A 19,934-nucleotide genomic window follows, 5' to 3' on the forward strand; every position below is an offset into this window, starting at 1 on the left:
CCGATCTCTACACTTCACGCCCGGAACCCGTTTTTCTCCTTCTCGCTCCGCTCGGATTGCAGGTGTTTTCAACACCTTCTAATCGGAGTCCGTATCAGCCCGTGACGTGCGAAACATTCCAGACGCACCGCTTCCTCTGCGTGCAGGCACTTTGAACGTTTTCAGGCCCGCTGACGTAAGCCCACTGGCCCGGCCTCATCCCGCCGCAGCCCACAAGGAGCTTCCATGACCCATACCGACAAGTCTTCCAGTCCCTCTTCCCCAGCCACCACAGCGCTGGTTATCGGCGCGGGGCAGGCAGGCGGGCCGCTGGCCGGGGCGCTGGCAAAGGCGGGCTGGCAGGTCACGCTGATCGAGCGCGAGCATGTGGGCGGCACCTGCGTCAACGAGGGCTGCACCCCCACCAAGGCCATGATCGCCAGCGCCCGCGCCGCGCATGTGGCCCGCACCTCCGGGGCGCTGGGCGTGAGTGCCGGGCCGGTGCAGGTGGACCTGAACGCCATCGTGGACCGCGTGCAGGGCATCGTCAAGGACTTCCGCGAGGGCAGCCGCGCCGGCGTGCTGAAAGCCGGGGTGGAACTGCTGGACGGTCAGGCCCACTTTACGGGCGTGCGGCAGGTGGAGGTCACGCTGAACGGCGGCGGTACGCAGCAGCTCAGCGCCGACTACGTGTTCATCAACGCCGGGGCCAGTCCGCGCTGGCCGGAGTTGCCGGGCGTGCGCGACGTGGGCGCGATGACCTCGCGCGACATTCTGCTGCTGCGCGAGCTGCCCGCCCACCTGCTGATCCTGGGCGGCGGCTACATCAGCCTGGAATTCGCGCAACTGTACGCCCGCCTGGGCAGCCGCGTGACCGTGGTGGAAACCGGCGAGCGCCTGCTGCCGCATGAGGATGAGGACGTGGCCGCCGCGCTGCAAAAGGTGCTGGAGGACGAGGGCGTGACCTTTTTGCTGGGCGCGGAGGCCGTCCAGACCCGGCGGGAGGGCGACGAGATCAAGCTGGAGATTCGGCAGGGCAGCGAGACACAGACGCTGAGCGGCTCACATCTGCTGGTGGCCGTGGGGCGCACGCCCAACACCGATGGGTTGAACGTGGAGGCGACGGGCGCGAAGCTGGGCAAGCACGGCGAGATTGTGGTGGACCAGCACCTGCGGGCCGCCGAGAACGTGTACGCGCTGGGCGACATCAAGGGTGGCCCCGCCTTCACCCACATCTCCTATGACGATTTCCGCATCGTGCGCGACGCCCTGCTGCACGGCAAGGGGCGCGACTTCCACAAGCGGCCCGTGCCGTACACGCTGTTCACCGATCCGCAACTGGGGCGCGTGGGGCTGGACCGTCAGGGCGCGCGAAAACTGGGCCGCCCCACCCGCATCTACACTCTGCCCATGTCCAGCGTGGCCCGCGCCATCGAGACTGGCGAGACGGCGGGGCTGATGCGCGCCGTGGTGGACGACGCCACCGATCTGCTGCTGGGGGCCACCGTGCTGGGCCAGGAGGGCGGCGAGGTCATGAGCGCCCTGCAACTGGCGATGATGGGCGGCCTGAGCAGCGCGGACCTCCGCAACGCCACGCTGGCCCACCCGACGCTGTGCGAGTCGATTAACAACCTGTTTATGAGTAAGCCGGAAACGCTGTCGGGTAAGGAAGAAAACGGCTAAACGCGGGGCTGTCCTGCCGCCCACGCCTCGTAGCCCCCGGCCAGTTCGGACACCCTGAAGCCCTCGGCGCGCAGCAGGCTGGCAGCGGCGGCGCTGCGCGCTCCACTCTGGCAGTGGACGACGATCTCGCGGTCACGGGGCAGCGCATCCAGGGCGACGGGCAGGCGGCCCGCGTGGAGCTGGCGGCTGCCGGGAATGGCCCCCTGCGCGTGTTCATTCCTGCTGCGGACATCCAGAATCAGGGCGTCGGCGTGCTGGGGCAGCTCGGCAGCGGGGAACGGTTGGGCCGGTTCAGCAGGCAGACCATCGGCAGACACAAGAAATCCGGTCACCCGGTCCACGCCCACCATCCACAGGCGGCGGCGCAGCGCCTCGGCGTGTCTAGCGGGAGCCAGCAGCACGTAGTCACGCTCCGGGTCCAGCAGCCAGCCCGCCCAGGTTTCCAGGGTGTTGCTGTCCGGCAGATGCAGGCTGTTCACGGGCGCGGCCCGCTGGTACTCGGCGCGGGGGCGGGTATCGATCAGGCGTGCGCCACCTTTCAGGCGAGAGATAGCCTCGGCGGCGCTCAGCTCTGGCAGAGGCTCCACCGTCCCCAGCAGTGCCGGACCTTCCCTGTTCTGCCGCTTCATGCGGGCGTAGTACGCGGGTGCGTCGGGCTGGCCGCTCAGCAGTTCGTCGGTGAACGCTTTCTCGTCGCCGCTCTGCACGAATGGGGACCACCACGCCAGCGCCCGCTCGTAACCCACCGTGGTTCCCGGAACCGCGCCCAGCGCCTTGCCGCACGCGCTGCCGGAGCCGTGCGCGGGCCAGACCTGAACGTGGTCCGGCAGACTCAGAAACCTATCCCGCAGCGAGGCGAACATCTGCCGCGCCCCTTCAAAACGGGTGTCGGTGCCGCCCGCCACCGAATCCAGCAGATCGGGGCGGCCCACGTCGCCCACAAACACGAAATCGCCGCTGAGCAGCAACACGGGCAGGTCGCCGCGCGGCAAATCTGTGACCACGAACGAGAGGCTTTCCGGGGTGTGGCCGGGCGTGTGCCGGACCTCGATTTTAATGTTGCCGATCTCGAAGCTGTCGCCGTGGTGCAGGGGATGGTGGTCAAATCCGTACTGCCAGTCGGCCCCGCCTTCCGCCGAGAGCAGCAACTGCGCGCCCGTCGCAGCGGCCAGTTCGCAGCTCCCGCTCAGGTAATCGGCGTGGATGTGTGTCTCAGTGACGTGGGTGATGCTCAGGCGCTGCGCCCCGGCCTCGTCCAGATACCTCTGGATGTCGCGCACCGGATCGATGACCAGACATTCGCCGGTTTTCTGGCAGCCCAGCAGGTAGGACGCCTGCGCCAGATCGGTGTCGTAGAAGCGCTTGAAGTACATGGCGGACCTCCCGGGGAATGGCGGCGGGTTGTGTGGACGCTCAGGTTAACGCCCTGGTGCGGGCAGCGGATGGGAGGACCGGTTACGGCTGCCCTGCCCCACTCGCCGCTTCCCGCTCGGCGCGAATCTTGTAGACCTCGCGCATGTGGTCCAGTTCGCCCAGACAGGGTTGCTGATCGGCCAGCGGCAGGGCGCTCAGGCGCTCGTCCAGATTCACGCACCAGCGCGCGGCGAACATGCGCTTGACCGCGTTGATGCCGGGGCCGTAGCCCTCGCCGCCGTTCTGGAAAAAGGACACCACGGCAAAGGTGGGGTCCCCCACCGGGCCGTAGCCCTCGTACCACGCGTGGGTATAGGCGTAGCCCTTGTCGGGGCGGGCGCTGATGCCGTTCTCGGCGGTGCCGGTCTTGCCCGCCGTGGCCACTGGAAACAGGCTGGTGCCCAGCTTGGTGCTGGCCGTGCCGCCCCGGATGCCCACCGTCCAGTCCATGCCCTCCTTGACGAACTTGAAGACGTCCCTGTTGCCGTTCCGAATCACGCTGGTGGGCGCGGGGCGCACGGGGGCCTTGCCGCCTTCCGCCTGGATCACGGTCAGCGGGCGCTCCTGACCCTCGTTGATCACGGTAGACAGCACCTTGATCAGTTGCGCGGGCGTGACCAGCACGTCGCCCTGGCCGATGCTCATGTTCAGGCCGGACCCCGGATACCACGGCGACTGGGGGGTGTTGTAATCGTCGATGTCGGTCAAGGTGCCGGTCTTCTCTCCCACGATTTCCAGCCCGGTGGGGCGGTTGTACCCCAGTTCGGTCAGGCGGGATTTGAGCTGGCGCGAGTACTTCTCTGGCGTGGCGCGCACTGCCGAGTCGTAGTACCACGGGTTGCACGAGAAGGCGATGGCCTTGCGCCCATCCACCACCCCCAGATTGGTGGGGGACCAGTTGTTGAAGCGCGCCCGCCCAAAATAGTACGCGGGCGCGCAGGACAGCGAGAAGTTGCCCCAGCGCTCCACGTACATCAGGGTGGTGGCGATCTTGAAGACGCTACCGGGATTGTACGCCTGCACCACGCGGTTGCTGGTCACGGCGTCCAGCGCGGCGTCCTTGCGGTTCGGGTCAATCGCCCAGTTCTTGGCCGCCGGGTCCGGGCTGGGCACCCGTGAGAACCAGTTGGGATCGTAGGCCGGGCTGGAGGCCATCGCCAGCACCTGATTGGTGCGCGGATCGATGGCGATCACCGCCCCGCGCGTGAAGGGTTCGGGGGGCATGCCGTATTTCCTGCGGCCCTCGTTCACGTCGGCCAGCCCCGCGCGCAGGGCGTCCTCAGCGGCGCGTTGCAGGCGGGAGTCGATGGTCAGCACGACATCCTGCCCGCGCTGACCCGGATCGATCACGCGTTCGGTCAGGGGCCGCCCAGTGGCCGTGACCTCGCGCCGCAGCACGCCGTTCTTGCCCTCCAGCGTCTTTTGCAGGCTGTATTCCAGGCCAGAACGGCCCACCAGATCGCCCACGGTGTAGCCATCCTCTTTCACCTGACGGTCATTGGCCTCCTGCACATAACCCAGCAGGTGCGCGGCCATCTTGCCCTCGGGGTAGATGCGCTCGACGCGCTCGCGCAGTTCCAGGCTGGGGATCAGGACGGTGTACTCGTACAGGGCGGCCAGCCGGTCCTGCGACACGTTGCGGGCCAGCACGGTCTCGGTTTCCTTCCTGAAATCCGGTTCGCGGGGCTTGCCGTCCTCCAAGGCGTCGGGTTTGATTCCGGCCAGATACACGATCTTGTCCCAGGCGGCAATGGCCTCGCCCCGGTCCGCCGCCCTGCGCCCGGTGTAGACCAGATCGACAGCCAGCCGGTTGGTGGCCAGCAGCAGGCCGTCGCGGGTGCGGATCTCGCCGCGCAGGGCACGGATGACCTCGTCGCGCTGGAAGTTGCTGGCCGACTGCACCGCGTACTGGCTGTGCTGCGTGATCTGCAAGTTGTACAGCCGCGCGCCCAGCCCCAGCAGTCCCACGCTGAAGGCCAGGGCCACCCAGCCCACCCGTCCAGCCCCGTTGCCGATGGCCCCAGACTTGCTGCCGCCAGATTTGTCGGCCTTCGGCGCAGCCCGCTTGCGCTCACGCTTCAGCCGTTCGTGCCGCCGATCAGGACGGTGCAGGGGATTCTCGGCGCGGCTCATGGGGACGCCGCTGAGCGGTCTCTCCTCAAGTTAAACGCATTCCCCACAATTCCTCCCCTCACGCCAGTTTCTCCTGCGGGCCGGGGCGGGGGCCGATGCCCCAGCTCACGGCCCATTCCCACAGTGGATATGCCAGCAGTGTACCCAGCAGCAGACTGGGAACCGTGGTCAGCAGCAGGTTCACCGTGATCAGGTCCGAGCGCAGCCAGTAGGCCAGCGCCGCGAAGGTCAGCCACTCGCCCGCCACCGCGACGATCACGCTCAGCACGATCTGCACCGGGCCGGAATCGGCGACGTAGCGGCGAATCAGCAGCACCAGCAGCACGGCCCCGGCCAACCCCGCCGCGTGCAGGCCCAGCACGCCGCCGCCCAGCAGGTCCTGCCCCAGCCCGACGCCGTAGGCGGCCAGCAACGCCCACGCCGGAACCATGCGCCACGCCAGCGCCACGGCGGTCAGCAGAAACAGGTCCGGGGGAGCAATACCCGCCGAATCCGCCAGCCGTGACAGCAGACCCTGCACGGCGATCAGCAGCGCGGCGTAGAACACCGCCCGGAAAACCCGTGCTGGCCCGCGTTGCGGCAGGCTAGCGCGCGGGCCGAGACCGCCCCGGCCCAGGCCGCCGCTGCCCAGGCGTCCGCTACCCCGCCTGCCCAGTCCGCGCCGACTCAGCATCTCAGACCGGACATCGCAGCGTCTTCAGACATCACAGCCCCTCCAGAATGGTCACGTCTTCCACCACGCCCAGGTCCACGGCGGGCTTAACAATCACCGAGCGGTTCACGTCGTTCGGCCCCAGCGGCAGCACCCTTTCCACCTTACCCACCCGCACGCCCACCGGATAGACGCCGCCCAGACTGGAGGTCACCAAGACGTCTCCAGCCTTGATCGGCACGCCCCGCGAGAATTCGGCGCGCAGGCGGTCCGGGGGAACGCCGTGGGCCAGCCCGCGCCCGCCGCCACCCCCCTGAAGCGTGACGCCCACGGTGCTTTCGGGGTCCACCAGTGAAACCACCGTGGCCTGCCGCGCGCTGACCCCGGTGATCTGCCCCACCAGCCCCCCTGGCACCGTGACCGGCATCCGCACCCGCACGCCGTCGCGCGTGCCCCGGTTGAGGGTCAATCTTGACAGCAGCGGGCTGGGGTCCACCGCGATCACCTGCGCGATGCCCACCGCGTTGGGGGCCTGCGTGCGGGTGATCAGGTCCAGTTGCTTCAGGCGATTGGCCTCGCGGGTCAGCAGTTCGTTGCGCTGACGCAGCACGTCGTTTTGCTGTTGCAACCGGGTGACCTCGGCGCGCAGGTCACGCTGCTGCGTCACCGTGGTCACGGCGCGGCGCAGGTTGTCGGCCACCACGACGCCCACCTGCGACACGGGCGCGGTGACCGAACGCAGCGCTGTGGGCGGCACCACCTGAAAGCGGGTCAGGACCATGCTCAGCAGCAGCAGCCCCGCAAAGACCAGCCACAACGGACGCACGCCCGTCACGCCGGAGCAGCCTCCTGAACCGCGCCCCAGACAGAGACGCCATGTCCGCGCAGCAGCCGGATGACCACCGACATGGGAAAGCCCACCACGTTGGAGAATTCACCCTCGATCCGCGACACCAGCGCCTGCCCCAGCCCCTGCACGCCGTAGCCGCCCGCCTTGTCCAGCCCCTCACCCGACTGGGCGTAGTAGTCGATCTCGGCGTCAGACAGGGTGCGAAAGGTCACGTCGGTGCGGGCGACTTCTGTGCGCTCGTTGCCGCCCATGAATACAGAAACCCCGGTGAAGACCTGATGGATGCGGCCTGAGAGCTGGCGCAGGAATTCTGCGTTCTCGGCAGCGTCGGCGGGCTTGGCGAGCAGCACACCGTCCACGGCCACCACCGTATCGGCGGCGATCACCAGTGCATTTGGATTGAGGGCCGCCACGCTGCGGCCCTTCAGGGCGGCCAGTTCGGCGGCCAATTTATGCGGATCGGTCTCCAAGCTGTCCTCGTCCTCACCACTGACCTGCACGCGGAATTCCACGCCCAGCAGGGTCAGCAGTTCGCGCCGTCTCGGGCTGCCAGATGCGAGGACAACTTCAGGGAATTGAGCTGCCATCAATAGCCCTCGCCGCTCTGCTCGCCTGCCACCAGGGCCACGCCGCCCGAGGTGCCCAGACGGTCTGCCCCGGCCTCGATCATGGCGTGGGCGTCCTCCGCGCTGCGAACCCCGCCCGCTGCCTTGATCTTCGCGCGGCCCGCGATCACGTCACGCATCAGCTTCACATCCTCCAGCGTCGCGCCGCCAGTGCCGAAGCCGGTGCTGGTCTTGACGAAATCCGCACCGCCCGCTACAGCCGCTTCCGTCGCGCCGCGCTTCTGCTCGTCGTTCAGGTAACAGGTTTCGATAATGACCTTCAGAACGTGGTCAGGGATGGCCTGCCGCACCGCCTTCACATCGGCCTGCACCGTGTCCCAGTCCCCGGCCAGCGCCGCACCGATGTGGATCACCATGTCCACCTCGTCCGCGCCCTCCTCCACGCTCAGGCGGGCCTCCACGGCTTTCTGGCCGGACGTGACGGCCCCCAGTGGAAAACCGCAGACGGTGGCGATTTTCACGGCGCTGCCCTCCAGTTCGGCGCGGGCCTGGGCCACGTACACGGGATTGACGCACACGGCATAGAAGGCGTTGTCGCGGGCCTCCTGACACAGCCTGGAGATATCGGCAGATGTCGCGGTGGCTTTCAGCAGGGTGTGGTCAATGTAGGGAGCGAGCTTCACACCCCCAGCATACGGGCGGCGGCGCTGAGAAGTGCAGGAAACGGTGGCAATCTGGCGCGGCGCCTGCGGGGAGGCGAAGAGAATTACTCATCCCCTCCGAAACAAGCCGAGGAACCCAGCGTCCAGCCATCGGGCGCAGGCGGAGCCGCCCCCGCGTTACCCTGAGCGCATGACAGACTCCGCTTCCGTCCCTCAATCCGGCGTCCCACAGTCCAACGTTCCCCAGTCCGGGCAGCCCTTCCCGGCTTTCACCCTCGACGACGCCTCCGGCCAGTCGCACGGCCTGAACGACTACGCGGGCAAGTATCTGGTGCTGTACGTCTATCCCAAGGACGACACCCCCGGCTGCACCAAAGAGGCGTGCGATTTCCGTGACAGCGCGCCGCTTAAGGCGCTGGGCGCGGCCATCGTGGGCGTCAGCGCGGACGACGCGAGCAGTCACACCCAGTTTGCCGAGAAGCACAGCCTCCCCTTTCCACTGCTCAGTGACCCGGACGCCGCGTACCTGAAAAGCATCGGCTCCTACGGCCCCAAGAACATGTACGGCAAGGTTACCGAGGGCATCAAGCGCCAGACCTTCCTGATCGGCCCGGACGGCAAACTGGTGAAAAGCTGGCTGGCCGTATCGGTGGACGGCCACGCGGACGCGGTGGCGGCGGCGATTGAAAAGGACCAGAGCAAGAATGCCTGACCCCCGCACGGTTGACCTGGAGCCGCTGAAGAAGGAGGCGGCATTGCGTGCCGTCGCCCTGATCGAGAGCGGGATGCGCGTGGGCCTGGGCACCGGCAGCACCGCCAAGTACGCCATCGAGGAAATCGGGCGCAGAGTGCAGAACGGGGAATTGACCCGCATCGTAGGGGTGGCTACCAGCGAGGCGAGCGACGTTCTGGCGCGCGAGGTGGGCATCACCGTGGAAGCCCTCGATCCCCGCCCGCTGGACATTGCCATCGACGGCGCGGACGAGATCGCCCCCAATCTGGACCTGATTAAGGGGCTGGGCGGCGCACTATTGCGCGAGAAGCTGACCGAGATTCAGGCGCGGCGGCTGATCATCATCGCGGACCACAGCAAGATCGTGACTCAGATTGGCGAGAAATCTCCACTGCCCATCGAAATTGCCCGCTTCGGCTTCCTGAGTACCGTCGAGCGGCTGCGGCAGATCGTCCCCGGTGGAAGGCTGAGGCAGCCCGGCGCGCAGCCCTACGTGACCGACAACGGCAATTACATCTACGACGCGCAACTGGCGGTGGGCGGTGATGTCGCCGCGCTGGAACGGCAACTCAAGGGCACGCTGGGCGTGGTGGAGACTGGCCTGTTCCTGGGCATGGCCGAGCGGGCGTTCGTGGCCTCGCCGGACGGGGTGCGCGAACTGACCCGCTAGAGCATTTGCCGGGAGAGCCGCCGGACTGAGGGAGGCCAAGGCGTTTCAGAGAGCATTCCCAGACACTCCAGCTTCACTCAGGACGGCGCGCCTTTTGTGTCAGACGCTCTCAATCGAGTCCTGTGAAGAGGCCCCTTTTGCCAGTTCCTCCAGTTGCCGCCGGAACTGCGCGGCATCTCGTGTGGGCAATTCGCAACTCCGGTTGCGGCAGACGTACCCCAGCCCGCCGCCCGGACGGTCCTGTAAAACGGGCAATTCCCCGCCCGCCTCCGCAAACGCCAGCGCCGTGAAGGGCAAGGGAATTCCGGCGGCCACCGCCTCCAGCTCCCGCCTTTCTTCCGGCGTGCCGATGATGACGACTTCGGAATGCGGGGCGGCCAGGAACGCTGCCGCCTGCCACAACCCGCCGAAGCCCCCACTGGCGGCCAGCATGTCGGTGCGGAAACTCTGGACGGTGCGGCGGGCCAGTTCCTCAGCGCCGGGCAGGGCAAAATAACGGTCCATCCACAGCGCCAGCAGCGCCGCCGCCGCGTTGTCGCTTAAAACCGCGCTGTCGAAACCGGGAGCCTGACGGGTCAGCAACGTCTCGGCCCGTCCGCCGGAGGACATGAACACACCCGCATCCTCGTTCCAGAAATTGCGCTGAACAATCTCCCACAGCTCTCGCGCCCACTCCAGATGGGCGATGTCGCCGCCCGCCTGGAAGAGTGAGACGAGACCCAGACCGTACAGCGCATGATCTTCCAGCAGGCCCTCCACCTTCGCCTGACCGCCGCCCCAGGTGTGGCGCAGGGTGCCGTCGGGCAGGCGCAATTCGGTATGGATAAAGTCGGCGTTGCGGCGGGCGATCTCTAAATAGTGCGGCTCCTGCAAGATGCGCGCCGCGTCCGCGAAGGCGGCCAGTGCCAGCCCATTCCAGGAGGTCAGCACCTTGTCGTCGGTGCCGGGCTGATCGCGGGTCTGGCGGGCGGCGTGCAGGCGGTTCTTCAGCCCCTCCAGCCGCATCCGGGTGCGTTCCTCGCTATCGGCGTGCAGGGCGGCCAGATCGGCCAGCGGGGTGGCCACGAACGGCACCGAACGCCGCCCGAATTCGGGACGGTGAGGGTCCAGGAAGTTGCCTTCATCGGTAATGCCCAGATTCTGCATGGCCAGTGTGGCATCCTCGCCGTCGCCCAGCACGGCACGAACCTCGTCGGGCGTCCAGGTGAAGGTCAGACCCTCCACGCCCCCCGTATCGGCGTCCTGGGCGCTGAAAAAGCCGCCGTCCCCGTGCAGCATCTCGCGTTCCAGGTAGGCGAGGGTCTCGCGGGCCAGTCGGGCGAATTCGGCGTCGCCGCTGACCCCATACGCGCGCAGCAAAGTGCGGGCCAGTTGGGCGTTGTCATACAGCATCTTCTCGAAGTGCGGCACGCGCCACTGCGCGTCCACGCTGTAGCGGTGAAAACCGCCGCCCAGTTGATCGGAGATGCCGCCGCGCCCCATCTGACGCAGGGTATTCAGCGCCATGCTGCGGCCATCGGCACGGGTGAGCAGGAAATCGAGGGTGGTGGGGGCGGGGAATTTGGGTGCGCCGCCGAAACCGCCCTGCACGCCGTCATACACCCGGCGCAGGTTAGAAACCCCCCGCTCCAGAAAGTCGGCGGGCAGGTCCCCCTCCGACGGGCGCGGCTGGCTGGCCTCGCGGACGTGGGCGCTGAGGGCCTGGGCGTTGGCGACTATCTTGTCGCGGTCCCCGGTCCAGGCGTTGACCACGCCCGTCATCACCCGCATGAAGCTGGGCATGCCCTGGCCGTCGCGCGGCGGGAAATAGGTTCCGGCGTAAAACGGCTCGGCTTCCGGGGTCAGGAACACGGTCATGGGCCAGCCGCCCTGCCCGGTCATGGCCTGGGTGGCGGCCATGTACACGGCGTCCACGTCGGGGCGTTCCTCACGGTCCACCTTCACGTTCACGAAATGCTCATTCATGAAGGCTGCCGTCGCCGTGTCCTCGAAGCTCTCGTGGGCCATGACGTGGCACCAGTGGCAGGTGGAATAGCCCACCGACAGCAGCAGCGGCACGCCGCGCACGCGCGCCTCGGCAAAGGCTTCTGCGCCCCAGGGCTGCCAGTCCACCGGATTGTCGGCATGCTGGCGCAGATACGGACTGGACTCGTCGGCAAGGCGGTTCATGGGTGCAGCCTAACCCCCCTCACTGAGTAGACTTCACACATTCAGTTTTCAAAAAAGCCTCAGACTGAAGTGAATGACACAGCAAGGCAGCGCCTCCATGACCGCCGGAACCACAAACAGCGCCGTCCTCGAACGTCCCGTGCGGGTCCGGGCCGGGTTCTCACTGACCTTCGAGGTGCCCTACCCCACCCCGATGCTGTTCGTGGTGCAGCCCAGTGACCGCCTCCAGCCCACCGGCACCCGCCAGCGCATCATCGATTCCCGGCCCCTGGGCGCGGCCTCGGGCATCCACACCTACAACGACGGCCACGGCAACGTGGTCTGGCGAACGGTGGCGCAGCCCGGCACCTTCACCATCGGGCACGACCTGATCGCGGAGATCACGCGCAACCCCGATCCGATCCTGCCGCACCTGAAAAAGACGATGGTGGAACACCTGCCCGACGAGACCATCCAGTATCTGCTGCCCAGCCGTTACGTGGACAGCGACATGATCAGCCCCGAGGCGTGGGACCGTTTCGGGCACATCACCGGGGGCTGGGCGCAGGTGCAGGCCATCAGCGACTTCCTGTTCGACGAGTGCGCCTACGGCTACGGCTCCAACAGCTCCACGTCGGCCAAGCAGGCGCTGGACAGCCGCAAGGCCGTCTGCCGGGACTTCGCGCACATGGGCGTGGCCTTCTGCCGGGCGCTGAACATCCCCGCCCGCTACGTCTGCGGCTACATGCCCGACATCGACATCGTGCCGGACCCCGTGCCGATGGACTTCCACGCGTGGTTTGAGGCTTACCTGGACGGCCAGTGGCGCACCTTCGATGCCCGCCACAACAAGCCGCGCGTGGGCCGCGTGCTGATCGCGCAGGGCCGCGACGCCAGCGACGTGGCCTTTTCCACCACCTTCGGCAGCGCCAGCCTGACCCACATGAAGGTCTGGGCCGACGAGACAGATTTTGAGAACACGCTGGACATCGAACCCAATCCCCGGATTTTCTAGCGGCGGAATCAATTGCGGGACGCACTGAATGAAGCTGCGTCCCGCTTTTGTCGTGGATTGGACGGAGTGACCGGGAAGATCAACTAAAAAGCCCTCTCCGGGGGGAGACGGACAGTCGGGACCAAGGCTCCCGGACTCAATTGCGCTGCGCCCACATGCGTCCCAGCGGTGTCCAGCCCACGTTCTGGAGGGCAGCACGCAGGTCATCCGGGCCGAGTTCGGGGCGCAGGGGCCGCGCTTCCAGGGTCACGTCGCCCAGCCGCGCCACAGGCCACATGTGCAGTTCCCAGCCGGGCAGGGCAGGCAGGGTCTGTTCTGCCACAGGCATAACCGCTTCCAGCAGCAGGACGCCGGACGGGGTGGCCGGACGCATGGGCTGGGGAGCGTGTGTCTGAGAGTGGCGGAAGGTGGGCGCGGAATGGGTGTTGAGTGTCATGTCTGGTTCTCCTGCACGTAGCTTGCTCCTTGCCGCCATTTCTGGACATCGGTTCCGCGCCACACGAAAGGCATGGGTCATCGGTTTTCCCGATAAGGCCCGCTAGGGGGCGGGAACTGACCCGTGGACTACAATGGAACATGACCCGGTCCAAGCCCCCATCCAGCCATGCTCAGCCCAGCCACGCGCAGCCCACGCTGGCGCAGCTCCGGGCGCTGATCGCCGTGGTGGACGCGGGCGGCTTCGGCGAGGCGGCGGCGGAACTGAACGTCTCGCAGTCGTCGCTGAGCGAGGCGGTGGGCAAACTGGAAGACCTGACGGACCGTCCGCTGCTGCGCCGCAGCGCCAGAGGCACCGTCCCCACCCCTGCCGGACTGCGCGCCGTGACCCACGCCCGCGCCGCCGTGCAGGCCGCCGGGGACGTGCTGCTGGCCGCGCAGGACGACGGCGCACTGTCGGGCGTGTTGCGGGTCTCGTCCTTCCGCTCGGCGGCCACCCACCTGCTGCCCCCGGTGCTGGTGGCCTTCCGGCGGCAGCACCCGGCGGTGAGGGTGCGGCTGCTGGACGGGGACCGGGCCGGAACCGGGGAACATCTGGTCCGGGGCGGGCAGGCCGATCTGGCACTCATCGAGGGCGACTCGGCGGCGGACCTGCGCCTGACGCCGCTGCTGCTGGACGATTACCTGTTCATCGCCCCGGAGTCGCGCGGTACGCAGCCGGTGACGGTGCAGGAACTGGTGGATTCGCCGCTGCTGCTCTCGCCCAGGGGGGACGCGTGCTTCCAGCGCATCGAGACGTATCTGGGCCGCCTGGGCGTCGAGACCTCCGGGGCCACCACCTTCGAACAGGACAGCGTGACGCTGGGCATGGTGCGCCACGGTCTGGGCATCACGCTGATGCCCCGGCTGGCGCTGCTGCCCGTGCCGGACGGACTGGTGACCCTGCCCCTGCCCGAAGCCCTGACCCGCCCGCTGGTGGTGGCCGCGATGCCGCACCGGGCCGGATTGCCGCTGATCCGGGCTTTCACGGCGGCGCTGGTGGAATCGCTGGGGGCGTGGGCAATGCCCGCAGACCAAACCAGCCCAACCCCGATGAAACCATTGACAACAATGGTCCAGTCCGGGCGGACGCGGGAAAGTGCAGGGCGGGTGCCAGACGTGAAGTGAACGACTTGGCGCTGTCCCGCATTGTCAATCGACGCCAGTCCCAGGCTGCACGTCTGGAATAAATCAGGCCGCCCCGCCTCCCCTGCCCCTGCTACCCTGACAGCCATATGTCCTATCAAAGTGAAGCTCCGGTGGTGCGCCGCCCGGTCTACGCCTCGCGTGGCATGGTGGCCACCGGTCAGCCGCTGGCCGCGCAGGCGGGCCTGGGCATCCTGCAAGCGGGCGGCAACGCCGTGGACGCTGCGATTGCCACTGCCGCCGCCCTGACCGTGCTGGAACCCACCGCCAACGGCATCGGCGGCGATCTGTTCGCCCTCGTGTGGGCCGGGGGCAAGTTGCACGGCCTGAACGCCAGCGGCGCAGCGCCCGCCGCGCTGACGCTGGACGCCCTGCAAGAAAGACACGGCGGCGAGATGCCCCGCCACGGCTGGACCCCGGTGACCGTTCCTGGCGGCGTGCGCGGCTGGGCCGATCTGCACAGGGCACACGGCAAGCTGGACTTCGCGCAGGTGCTGGCTCCCGCCGTCCGGTACGCGCGCGAGGGCTACCCGCTGTCGCCCATCGCAGCGGCGGCGTGGGCACGGGGCACTCAGATTTACCGGGGGCTGAAGCTGCCCATCATGGACGAGTGGTTCCGCACCTTCGCCCCAGACGGCTTTACCCCTGCCCCCGGCGCGCTGTGGCGCAGCGAGAATCAGGCCCGCACGCTGGAAGCCATTGCCGACAGCTACGGCGAATCTTTTTACACAGGTGATCTGGCCGCGCAGATCGACGCCCACGCGCGGGCCACGGGCGGCCTGCTGCGGGCCGAGGATCTGGCCGCGCACCAGAGCGAGTGGGTCACGCCGATCTCCGCGCAGTACGGCGGCCACCGCCTCCACGAGATTCCGCCCAGCGGCCAGGGCATCGCCGCACTGATCGCGCTGAACATTCTGGAAGGCCAGCCCCTGCCGGACCGCCGCGACGACCCGGACGGACTGCACCTCCAGATCGAGGCCATGAAACGCGGTTTCCACGACGCGCACCAGTTCGTCGCCGATATGCGCCACAGCAAAGTGGACGTGGAACACCTGCTCTCGGAGGCGAACACCCAGGCACACCGGGGCCTGCTCTCAGGCACCGCCCACGACCCGGCCACCGCACCGCCCGGCAGCGGCGGCACGGTGTATCTGGCAACGGCGGACGACGAGGGCAACATGGTCAGCCTGATCCAGAGCAATTACATGGGCTTCGGCAGCGGCGTGGTGGTGCCGGGTACGGGCATCGGGCTGCACAACCGGGGCCACAACTTCAACCTGGAACCCGGCCACCCCAACGTCCTGGCCCCCGGTAAACGCCCCTACCACACCATCATCCCCGGCTTCCTGACCCGCAGCGACGGCACGCCCGTCGGCCCCTTCGGCGTGATGGGCGGATTCATGCAGCCGCAGGGCCACCTGCAAGTAGTCCTGAACACCGTACGCTACGGCATGAACCCGCAGCAGGCGCTGGACGCCCCGCGCTGGCAGTGGCTGGCCGGGCTGGGGGTGGAGGTGGAAGCCGGGCTGGGTGCAGACCTCGCCCGCAAGCTGGCGGCGCGCGGTCACCGCGTCAGCGTGCAACTGGAGGGCGGTGCCTTCGGGCGCGGCCAGATCATCTGGCGCAACAGTGAAACCGGCGTGCTGGAAGGCGGCACCGAAAGCCGCACGGACGGGCACATCGCGGCGTGGTGATACGGACTCCGATTAAAAGGTGTTGGAGAAAACCTGTCATCCGAGCGGGACTCGCAGAGCTGCGCCAGCAGAGGAAGAGCGTCCTTTCTTCGAGCTGTCCCAGTCATGGGCGTCTGTTCATGACGACAGACTTGCAAGGCTGCGAAGCAGAGCGAGAAGGAGAAAAACATCCCTCCGGGCGTGGAGTGTGGGAACCCTGCGCTGTCCCGATTTCTGCGCGAAACAGACGGAATCCGTATGAGCGCAAAAAAGAGAGGGGCCAGCAGCGGCGAACGCTCTGGCCCTTCTCCCCTTCCCTGTCCGGCTACTTCGCGGCCACCGGACGAACATTTTCCAGCACGAACACCACGTCCTGATAATCGCCGTTCACGGCGGGTTCAAAGCCCAGCAGATAGCTGTTCGGCAGGGTCTTTCCTGCTCGGTCCTTGAGGGGGTAAACGCGCACAGCATGTGACAGCGTCTCGGTGTTCAGGCGATCCAGGGTGTAGGTGGTCTGTTTGGCATAGCTGTTGGGGGCCAGATAGATGCCGAACGGGGCGCTGCCCGGATCGAAGGTGGGCTGGCCGGATTGCAGCGGCGGATTGAGGGTCTGATTCTGCCCGCTGGGCACCATCGCCCCCCGCTGCTGGGTGCGGACCGCGCCGCCGTCCAGCACAAAGCTGCCGTAGGCCGAGGGACCGTCCGGGGAGTAGCGGGCCACCGGGCGCAGGGTCACCGGACCTGCCGAGGCACGTTCAAACATCGGGGCCGCCACCTCGTCACCGATCAGCTTGGCGCTCTTGTCCAGGATCAAGGCATTACCGCCCACGTTCGTCCCGTAATTCAGGGCGTCCACGATCTGGGCCAGCGGCGGCTCGTTGTCGCCTTCCAGACCAGCGGCGCGCAGCCCGGCCAGAGTCACTTCCCCGACAGGCTTGGTGTCTCCCACGGCGCGCAGGGTAGAACGCAGCACGCCCGTCGTGGCCCCCGGCAGCAGCTTCACGTTCAGCTTCAGGCTGGCCCCGGCAGCCAGCGTCTGCGGAAAGGGAGGCGGCGAGACCAGCTCGAAGGTCCCCGTATCCCCGAAGAAGGTCAGTCCGGTCAGCTTCACCGCCGCGCTGCTGCTGTTCTCGAAGGCCACGGTCTGCACGGCGCTGGCCCCGGCCCCGGTGCCGTCTCGGGTGCCGCTGAAGACCAGCAGACCCGGATCGGCGCTCAGCAGCACATCGGCAGGCGGCATGGGGGTGGCCTCCACAGGCGGCTTGGTCTCTGGCTTGACTTCTGTGCCTTGAGGCTGGGCGCAACCCGTGGTCAATGCCAGTAGGGCGGCCAGGGTCCAGCGGCCCGGATGCCAGCGGACGTCATGCGGCCCGGAAAAATTCGTCGATTTATTCATGGTTCACTCCTGAGTCGATTCCGCCACGTTGAGCTGGCCCCCTCTGGAGAGGTGTCCTCGCTGGCTTGTCCAACATTGTCCTGGCCTGATTCTGGTCTGTTGACGGGTGGGTTGGGTGATGGTGGTGTGTTGCGCGATACGGCAGAGGTCGCGTCAGAACCCCAAAGTGCCCTTACGGCTCGATTTGGGTGACCGGATCCAGGCCCACCAGCAGTTTTCCCTGCGGGGTGAGCCTGACCTGGGCGCTGTCGGAGACGGGCTGGAAACCCTCATTGCCGTAGGCACGGTCCGGGTCACCGTTCATGCCCAGGCGGGCCAGGACCGGCTTGACCTGATTTTGCCCGGAGGCGTCGGGGGCAAACTGCGCGCAGCCCCCCAGCGCCGCCCCATTGCCGGGCAGCAGGGCCAGCGAGACCCCGGAAACTCCAGTCCTCGCGCCGCCGCTGCCGGGCGCATTGCCGTCTGGCAGGACGCGCAGGGCGCTGGCGTTCTCGTAGGCCCAGGCAGGATCGCTCTGGCCCGTGGGCAACAGACGCGCCGCAGTACAGATTCCGCTGCTCAGGTATCCGGCAGCCAGCACCCGGCCCGAGGCGTCCACGGCCAGATCGCTGGGCCGGGTGGCCGCAAACCGGTCCTGCCGCACCGTCGCCACGCCCCCATCCCCGAAGGCGGAATCCAGCGCGCCCCCAGCAGTCAGACGCGCCACCACCCAGCGGCTGGAAGTGCCGCCTGCAAACGACAGCGCCGTGCCGCCCATCAGTGCGCCGCCGCCCGCCAGCGGCCACAGGCTATACGCCGAGGCCGAGTCGTCGGCAGCCGTGGCCACCTGCCCGCCCACGCCGAAGCTGGAATCGGGCTGCCCATTCGGCAGCAGGCGCGTCAGCACCAGCATGGAGGCTGGGGCAGCCGGGTCCGCCGACAGTTCGCGGCTGCCACCTGCCACCAGCACACGTCCGTCCGGCAGGGTGGCCAGTGCCTGCGGTGCGGCGGGCAATCCTGCTATGGCCCGGCCACCTTGCCCAAAAGTGGAATCTATCTGCCCGTCCGGCAGCAGCCGCAACACTTCGCGTCCGCCCAGTGCCAGCAGTTTGCCATCGGCCTGCACGGTCAGCCGCAGGACATCGGCGCTGCTCTGGGCTGTGCGGGGCAACCGGACCTCACCCGCAGCGCCAAAGCTGGGGTCAGGCTGACCGTCAACGCCATAGCGTGCAAAGACGTAATTCGCCCCGCTGACGCCCAGAACCACGATGCGGCCACCCGCCTGCGCCGCCGTATCGTGCGCCGCGAAGGCGGGGCGAATCGGCTGCTGCGCCTGGGGGGCCTGCTGTGTTTGATCCGGCCCGGCGGCCTGCGCCCCAGCGGGCGGCAGCGCTGAGCAACCGCACAGGGCCAGCACAGCGGTCATCAGGGTCAATCTTGAGGCGGTCTGTCGTTTCTTCACTGGTGTCAACCTCATCGTCTAAGCTCCTGGCGCGCCCTGTTTTCACAGATTTTCGGTCTTCGCAAGGTCTTGCCGCGCCCGGTCCTTGAGACCAGACTTTGTGACCAGATGGTGACGCGGAGAGCGATACAGCAACGTTAACGGGAGGGGATGCGGGGACTGCCCTGCGGCCAACATTCACGGCGCGTGAAGGCCCACTCAGCGGGAACTGGCGGGCAAAGACCACAGCAACACGCGTCGGTCCCGGCCCCCGGCGGCGGCGGCGCTCCGGCCATCCACGCTGAAGGCCAGCGCCTTAATACCGTCGCTGTGGCCGCCCAGGACGGCGACAGGTGCGCCGCTCCGTACGTTCCACAGCCGCACCTGCCCGTCCCGCGCGCCCGTCAGCAGGCTCCCACCGTCCGGCGAGAAGGCCACGGCCTCCACCGGGCCGCCCAGGGCACGCAATTCACGTTGCAACTGTCCGTCCTGAACGGTCCACAGGCGCGCCGTGGTGTCCAGACTGCCGCTGGCCAACGTCTTGCCGTCCGGGCTGAAAGACACGGCGCTGACGTCATCCCCGTGGCCGCCCAGAGTCCGCAGGGGCAAGCGTCCGGCCACGTCCCACAGCCGCACGGTGCGGTCCCGGCTGCCGCTGGCCAGGGTGCGGCCATCCGGCGCAAAGGCCAGCGCCGTGACCACATCACTGTGCCCGCGCAGGCTGCCCTGTACCCGTCCGGTGGTCAGGTCCCACAGCTTGACGCTGTTGCCCGTGCCGGGCTGCCGGGTGTTGTCGCCGCTCGCCGTCGCCAGCATCGACCCGTCGGGGCTGAAGGCCAGCGCCGTGACGTAATAGGTTTCGGGATTCAGCGTCAGCAGCAGCGCCCTGCTTCCCGCATCCCACACCCGCACACGCCCGTCCCCGCTGGTGGCCGCAAGTCTGCTGCCGTCCGGGCTGAAGGCCAGCGCCGTCACGGCTCCCGGCTGGCGCAGGCTGGGGCCGCGTCCCGCCTGGCCTCCTCCAGATTGGCCCCCCACAGATTGGCCCCCCACGGGCCACCACTGGATCAGGCCCTCACCGCCCCCCGTGACCAGCCAGTGGCCGTCCGGGCTGAAAGCCAGCGCCCCGGCATACACGGCGCTGACCGGCAGGCTGCGGCTGGGGCGCAGCTCAGGCATGGTCACTGACCGCTGACCGGTCAAAGATTGGACGGGCGGCTGACTGAGGGCGGAGACGCTGGGCAGACCAGCACCCCACAGCAGGGCCAGGGTCAACAGGGCGGAACGGTTCATGCAGACCTCCGGGGCAAGCTCTGGAAAG

At 67.8% G+C, this 19,934-nt stretch carries 17 protein-coding genes; 6 read left to right on the top strand and 11 right to left on the bottom strand.

The features are described 5' to 3' along the window. The first annotated feature begins 225 nt into the window (after positions 1-225). Entirely contained in the window at positions 226-1,662 is a 1,437-nt protein-coding gene (locus Q319_RS0114870) for a mercuric reductase (protein WP_051655420.1), read from the top strand. Here Q319_RS0114870 and Q319_RS0114875 read toward each other — a convergent pair. From Q319_RS0114875 to deoC, 6 genes are all read right to left on the bottom strand, one after another. Then, a complete protein-coding gene (locus Q319_RS0114875) occupies positions 1,659-3,035 on the bottom strand; it encodes an MBL fold metallo-hydrolase (protein ID WP_029483266.1) in 1,377 nt (458 codons plus the stop codon). The genes Q319_RS0114870 and Q319_RS0114875 overlap by 4 nt on opposite strands. 82 nt (positions 3,036-3,117) lie before the next feature. Further along, positions 3,118-5,208 carry a peptidoglycan D,D-transpeptidase FtsI family protein gene (locus tag Q319_RS0114880; protein WP_051655421.1) on the bottom strand — a complete coding sequence of 697 codons (2,091 nt, stop codon included), beginning with the start codon at positions 5,206-5,208 and terminating at the stop codon, positions 3,118-3,120. 58 nt (positions 5,209-5,266) lie between these two features. Then, the gene (locus Q319_RS0114885) at positions 5,267-5,881 is read right to left on the bottom strand and encodes a hypothetical protein (protein ID WP_081846075.1); all 615 of its coding nucleotides are present in this window, start codon (positions 5,879-5,881) and stop codon (positions 5,267-5,269) included. Between the two features lie 31 nt (positions 5,882-5,912). After that, the gene (gene mreC, locus Q319_RS0114890; protein ID WP_029483269.1) at positions 5,913-6,695 is read right to left on the bottom strand and encodes a rod shape-determining protein MreC; all 783 of its coding nucleotides are present in this window, start codon (positions 6,693-6,695) and stop codon (positions 5,913-5,915) included. Continuing rightward, positions 6,692-7,297 carry a Maf family nucleotide pyrophosphatase gene (locus Q319_RS0114895; RefSeq protein WP_029483270.1) on the bottom strand — a complete coding sequence of 202 codons (606 nt, stop codon included), beginning with the start codon at positions 7,295-7,297 and terminating at the stop codon, positions 6,692-6,694. Before Q319_RS0114895 ends, mreC begins: the two co-directional genes overlap by 4 nt. Then, positions 7,297-7,959 carry a deoxyribose-phosphate aldolase gene (gene deoC / locus Q319_RS0114900; protein WP_029483271.1) on the bottom strand — a complete coding sequence of 221 codons (663 nt, stop codon included), beginning with the start codon at positions 7,957-7,959 and terminating at the stop codon, positions 7,297-7,299. Before deoC ends, Q319_RS0114895 begins: the two co-directional genes overlap by 1 nt. A gap of 169 nt (positions 7,960-8,128) precedes the next feature. On the opposite strand from deoC, the gene prxQ reads away from it, so the two are divergent. Then, positions 8,129-8,650, top strand: a complete 522-nt coding sequence (prxQ, locus tag Q319_RS0114905; protein ID WP_029483272.1) for a thioredoxin-dependent peroxiredoxin PrxQ — start codon at positions 8,129-8,131, stop codon at positions 8,648-8,650. Continuing rightward, positions 8,643-9,341 carry a ribose 5-phosphate isomerase A gene (gene rpiA / locus Q319_RS0114910; protein WP_029483273.1) on the top strand — a complete coding sequence of 233 codons (699 nt, stop codon included), beginning with the start codon at positions 8,643-8,645 and terminating at the stop codon, positions 9,339-9,341. Before prxQ ends, rpiA begins: the two co-directional genes overlap by 8 nt. Positions 9,342-9,440: 99 nt before the next feature. On the opposite strand, the gene Q319_RS0114915 is transcribed toward rpiA, so the two are convergent. After that, positions 9,441-11,510, bottom strand: a complete 2,070-nt coding sequence (locus Q319_RS0114915) for a thioredoxin domain-containing protein (RefSeq protein ID WP_051655422.1) — start codon at positions 11,508-11,510, stop codon at positions 9,441-9,443. A gap of 73 nt (positions 11,511-11,583) precedes the next feature. Here Q319_RS0114915 and Q319_RS0114920 point away from each other — a divergent pair, with 73 nt between their 5' ends. Continuing rightward, a complete protein-coding gene (locus Q319_RS0114920; protein ID WP_245619274.1) occupies positions 11,584-12,504 on the top strand; it encodes a transglutaminase-like domain-containing protein in 921 nt (306 codons plus the stop codon). A gap of 136 nt (positions 12,505-12,640) precedes the next feature. Here Q319_RS0114920 and Q319_RS0114925 read toward each other — a convergent pair whose 3' ends face one another. Next, a complete protein-coding gene (locus Q319_RS0114925; RefSeq protein WP_051655423.1) occupies positions 12,641-12,940 on the bottom strand; it encodes a hypothetical protein in 300 nt (99 codons plus the stop codon). Positions 12,941-13,080: 140 nt separating this feature from the next. Here Q319_RS0114925 and Q319_RS0114930 point away from each other — a divergent pair, with 140 nt between their 5' ends. Together Q319_RS0114930 and Q319_RS0114935 are read left to right on the top strand one after the other, a co-directional pair. Continuing rightward, a complete protein-coding gene (locus Q319_RS0114930) occupies positions 13,081-14,106 on the top strand; it encodes a LysR family transcriptional regulator (protein WP_081846076.1) in 1,026 nt (341 codons plus the stop codon). Between the two features lie 107 nt (positions 14,107-14,213). Next, positions 14,214-15,818, top strand: coding sequence for a gamma-glutamyltransferase family protein (locus tag Q319_RS0114935; protein ID WP_029483278.1), 1,605 nt, complete (start codon positions 14,214-14,216; stop codon positions 15,816-15,818). A gap of 304 nt (positions 15,819-16,122) precedes the next feature. On the opposite strand, the gene Q319_RS24625 is transcribed toward Q319_RS0114935, so the two are convergent. From Q319_RS24625 to Q319_RS0114950, 3 genes are all read right to left on the bottom strand, one after another. Continuing rightward, positions 16,123-17,193, bottom strand: a complete 1,071-nt coding sequence (locus tag Q319_RS24625) for a hypothetical protein (RefSeq protein WP_029483279.1) — start codon at positions 17,191-17,193, stop codon at positions 16,123-16,125. Positions 17,194-17,365: 172 nt separating this feature from the next. Continuing rightward, positions 17,366-18,634 (bottom strand): NHL repeat-containing protein, encoded by a 1,269-nt coding sequence (locus Q319_RS0114945; protein WP_162178660.1) that lies wholly within the window; start codon positions 18,632-18,634, stop codon positions 17,366-17,368. 198 nt (positions 18,635-18,832) lie between these two features. Further along, positions 18,833-19,906 (bottom strand): WD40 repeat domain-containing protein, encoded by a 1,074-nt coding sequence (locus Q319_RS0114950; protein WP_051655424.1) that lies wholly within the window; start codon positions 19,904-19,906, stop codon positions 18,833-18,835. Positions 19,907-19,934 lie beyond the last annotated feature (28 nt).

The sequence above is a fragment of the Deinococcus marmoris DSM 12784 genome (genome assembly GCF_000701405.1).
GTDB classification, from domain to species: Bacteria; Deinococcota; Deinococci; order Deinococcales; family Deinococcaceae; genus Deinococcus; species Deinococcus marmoris.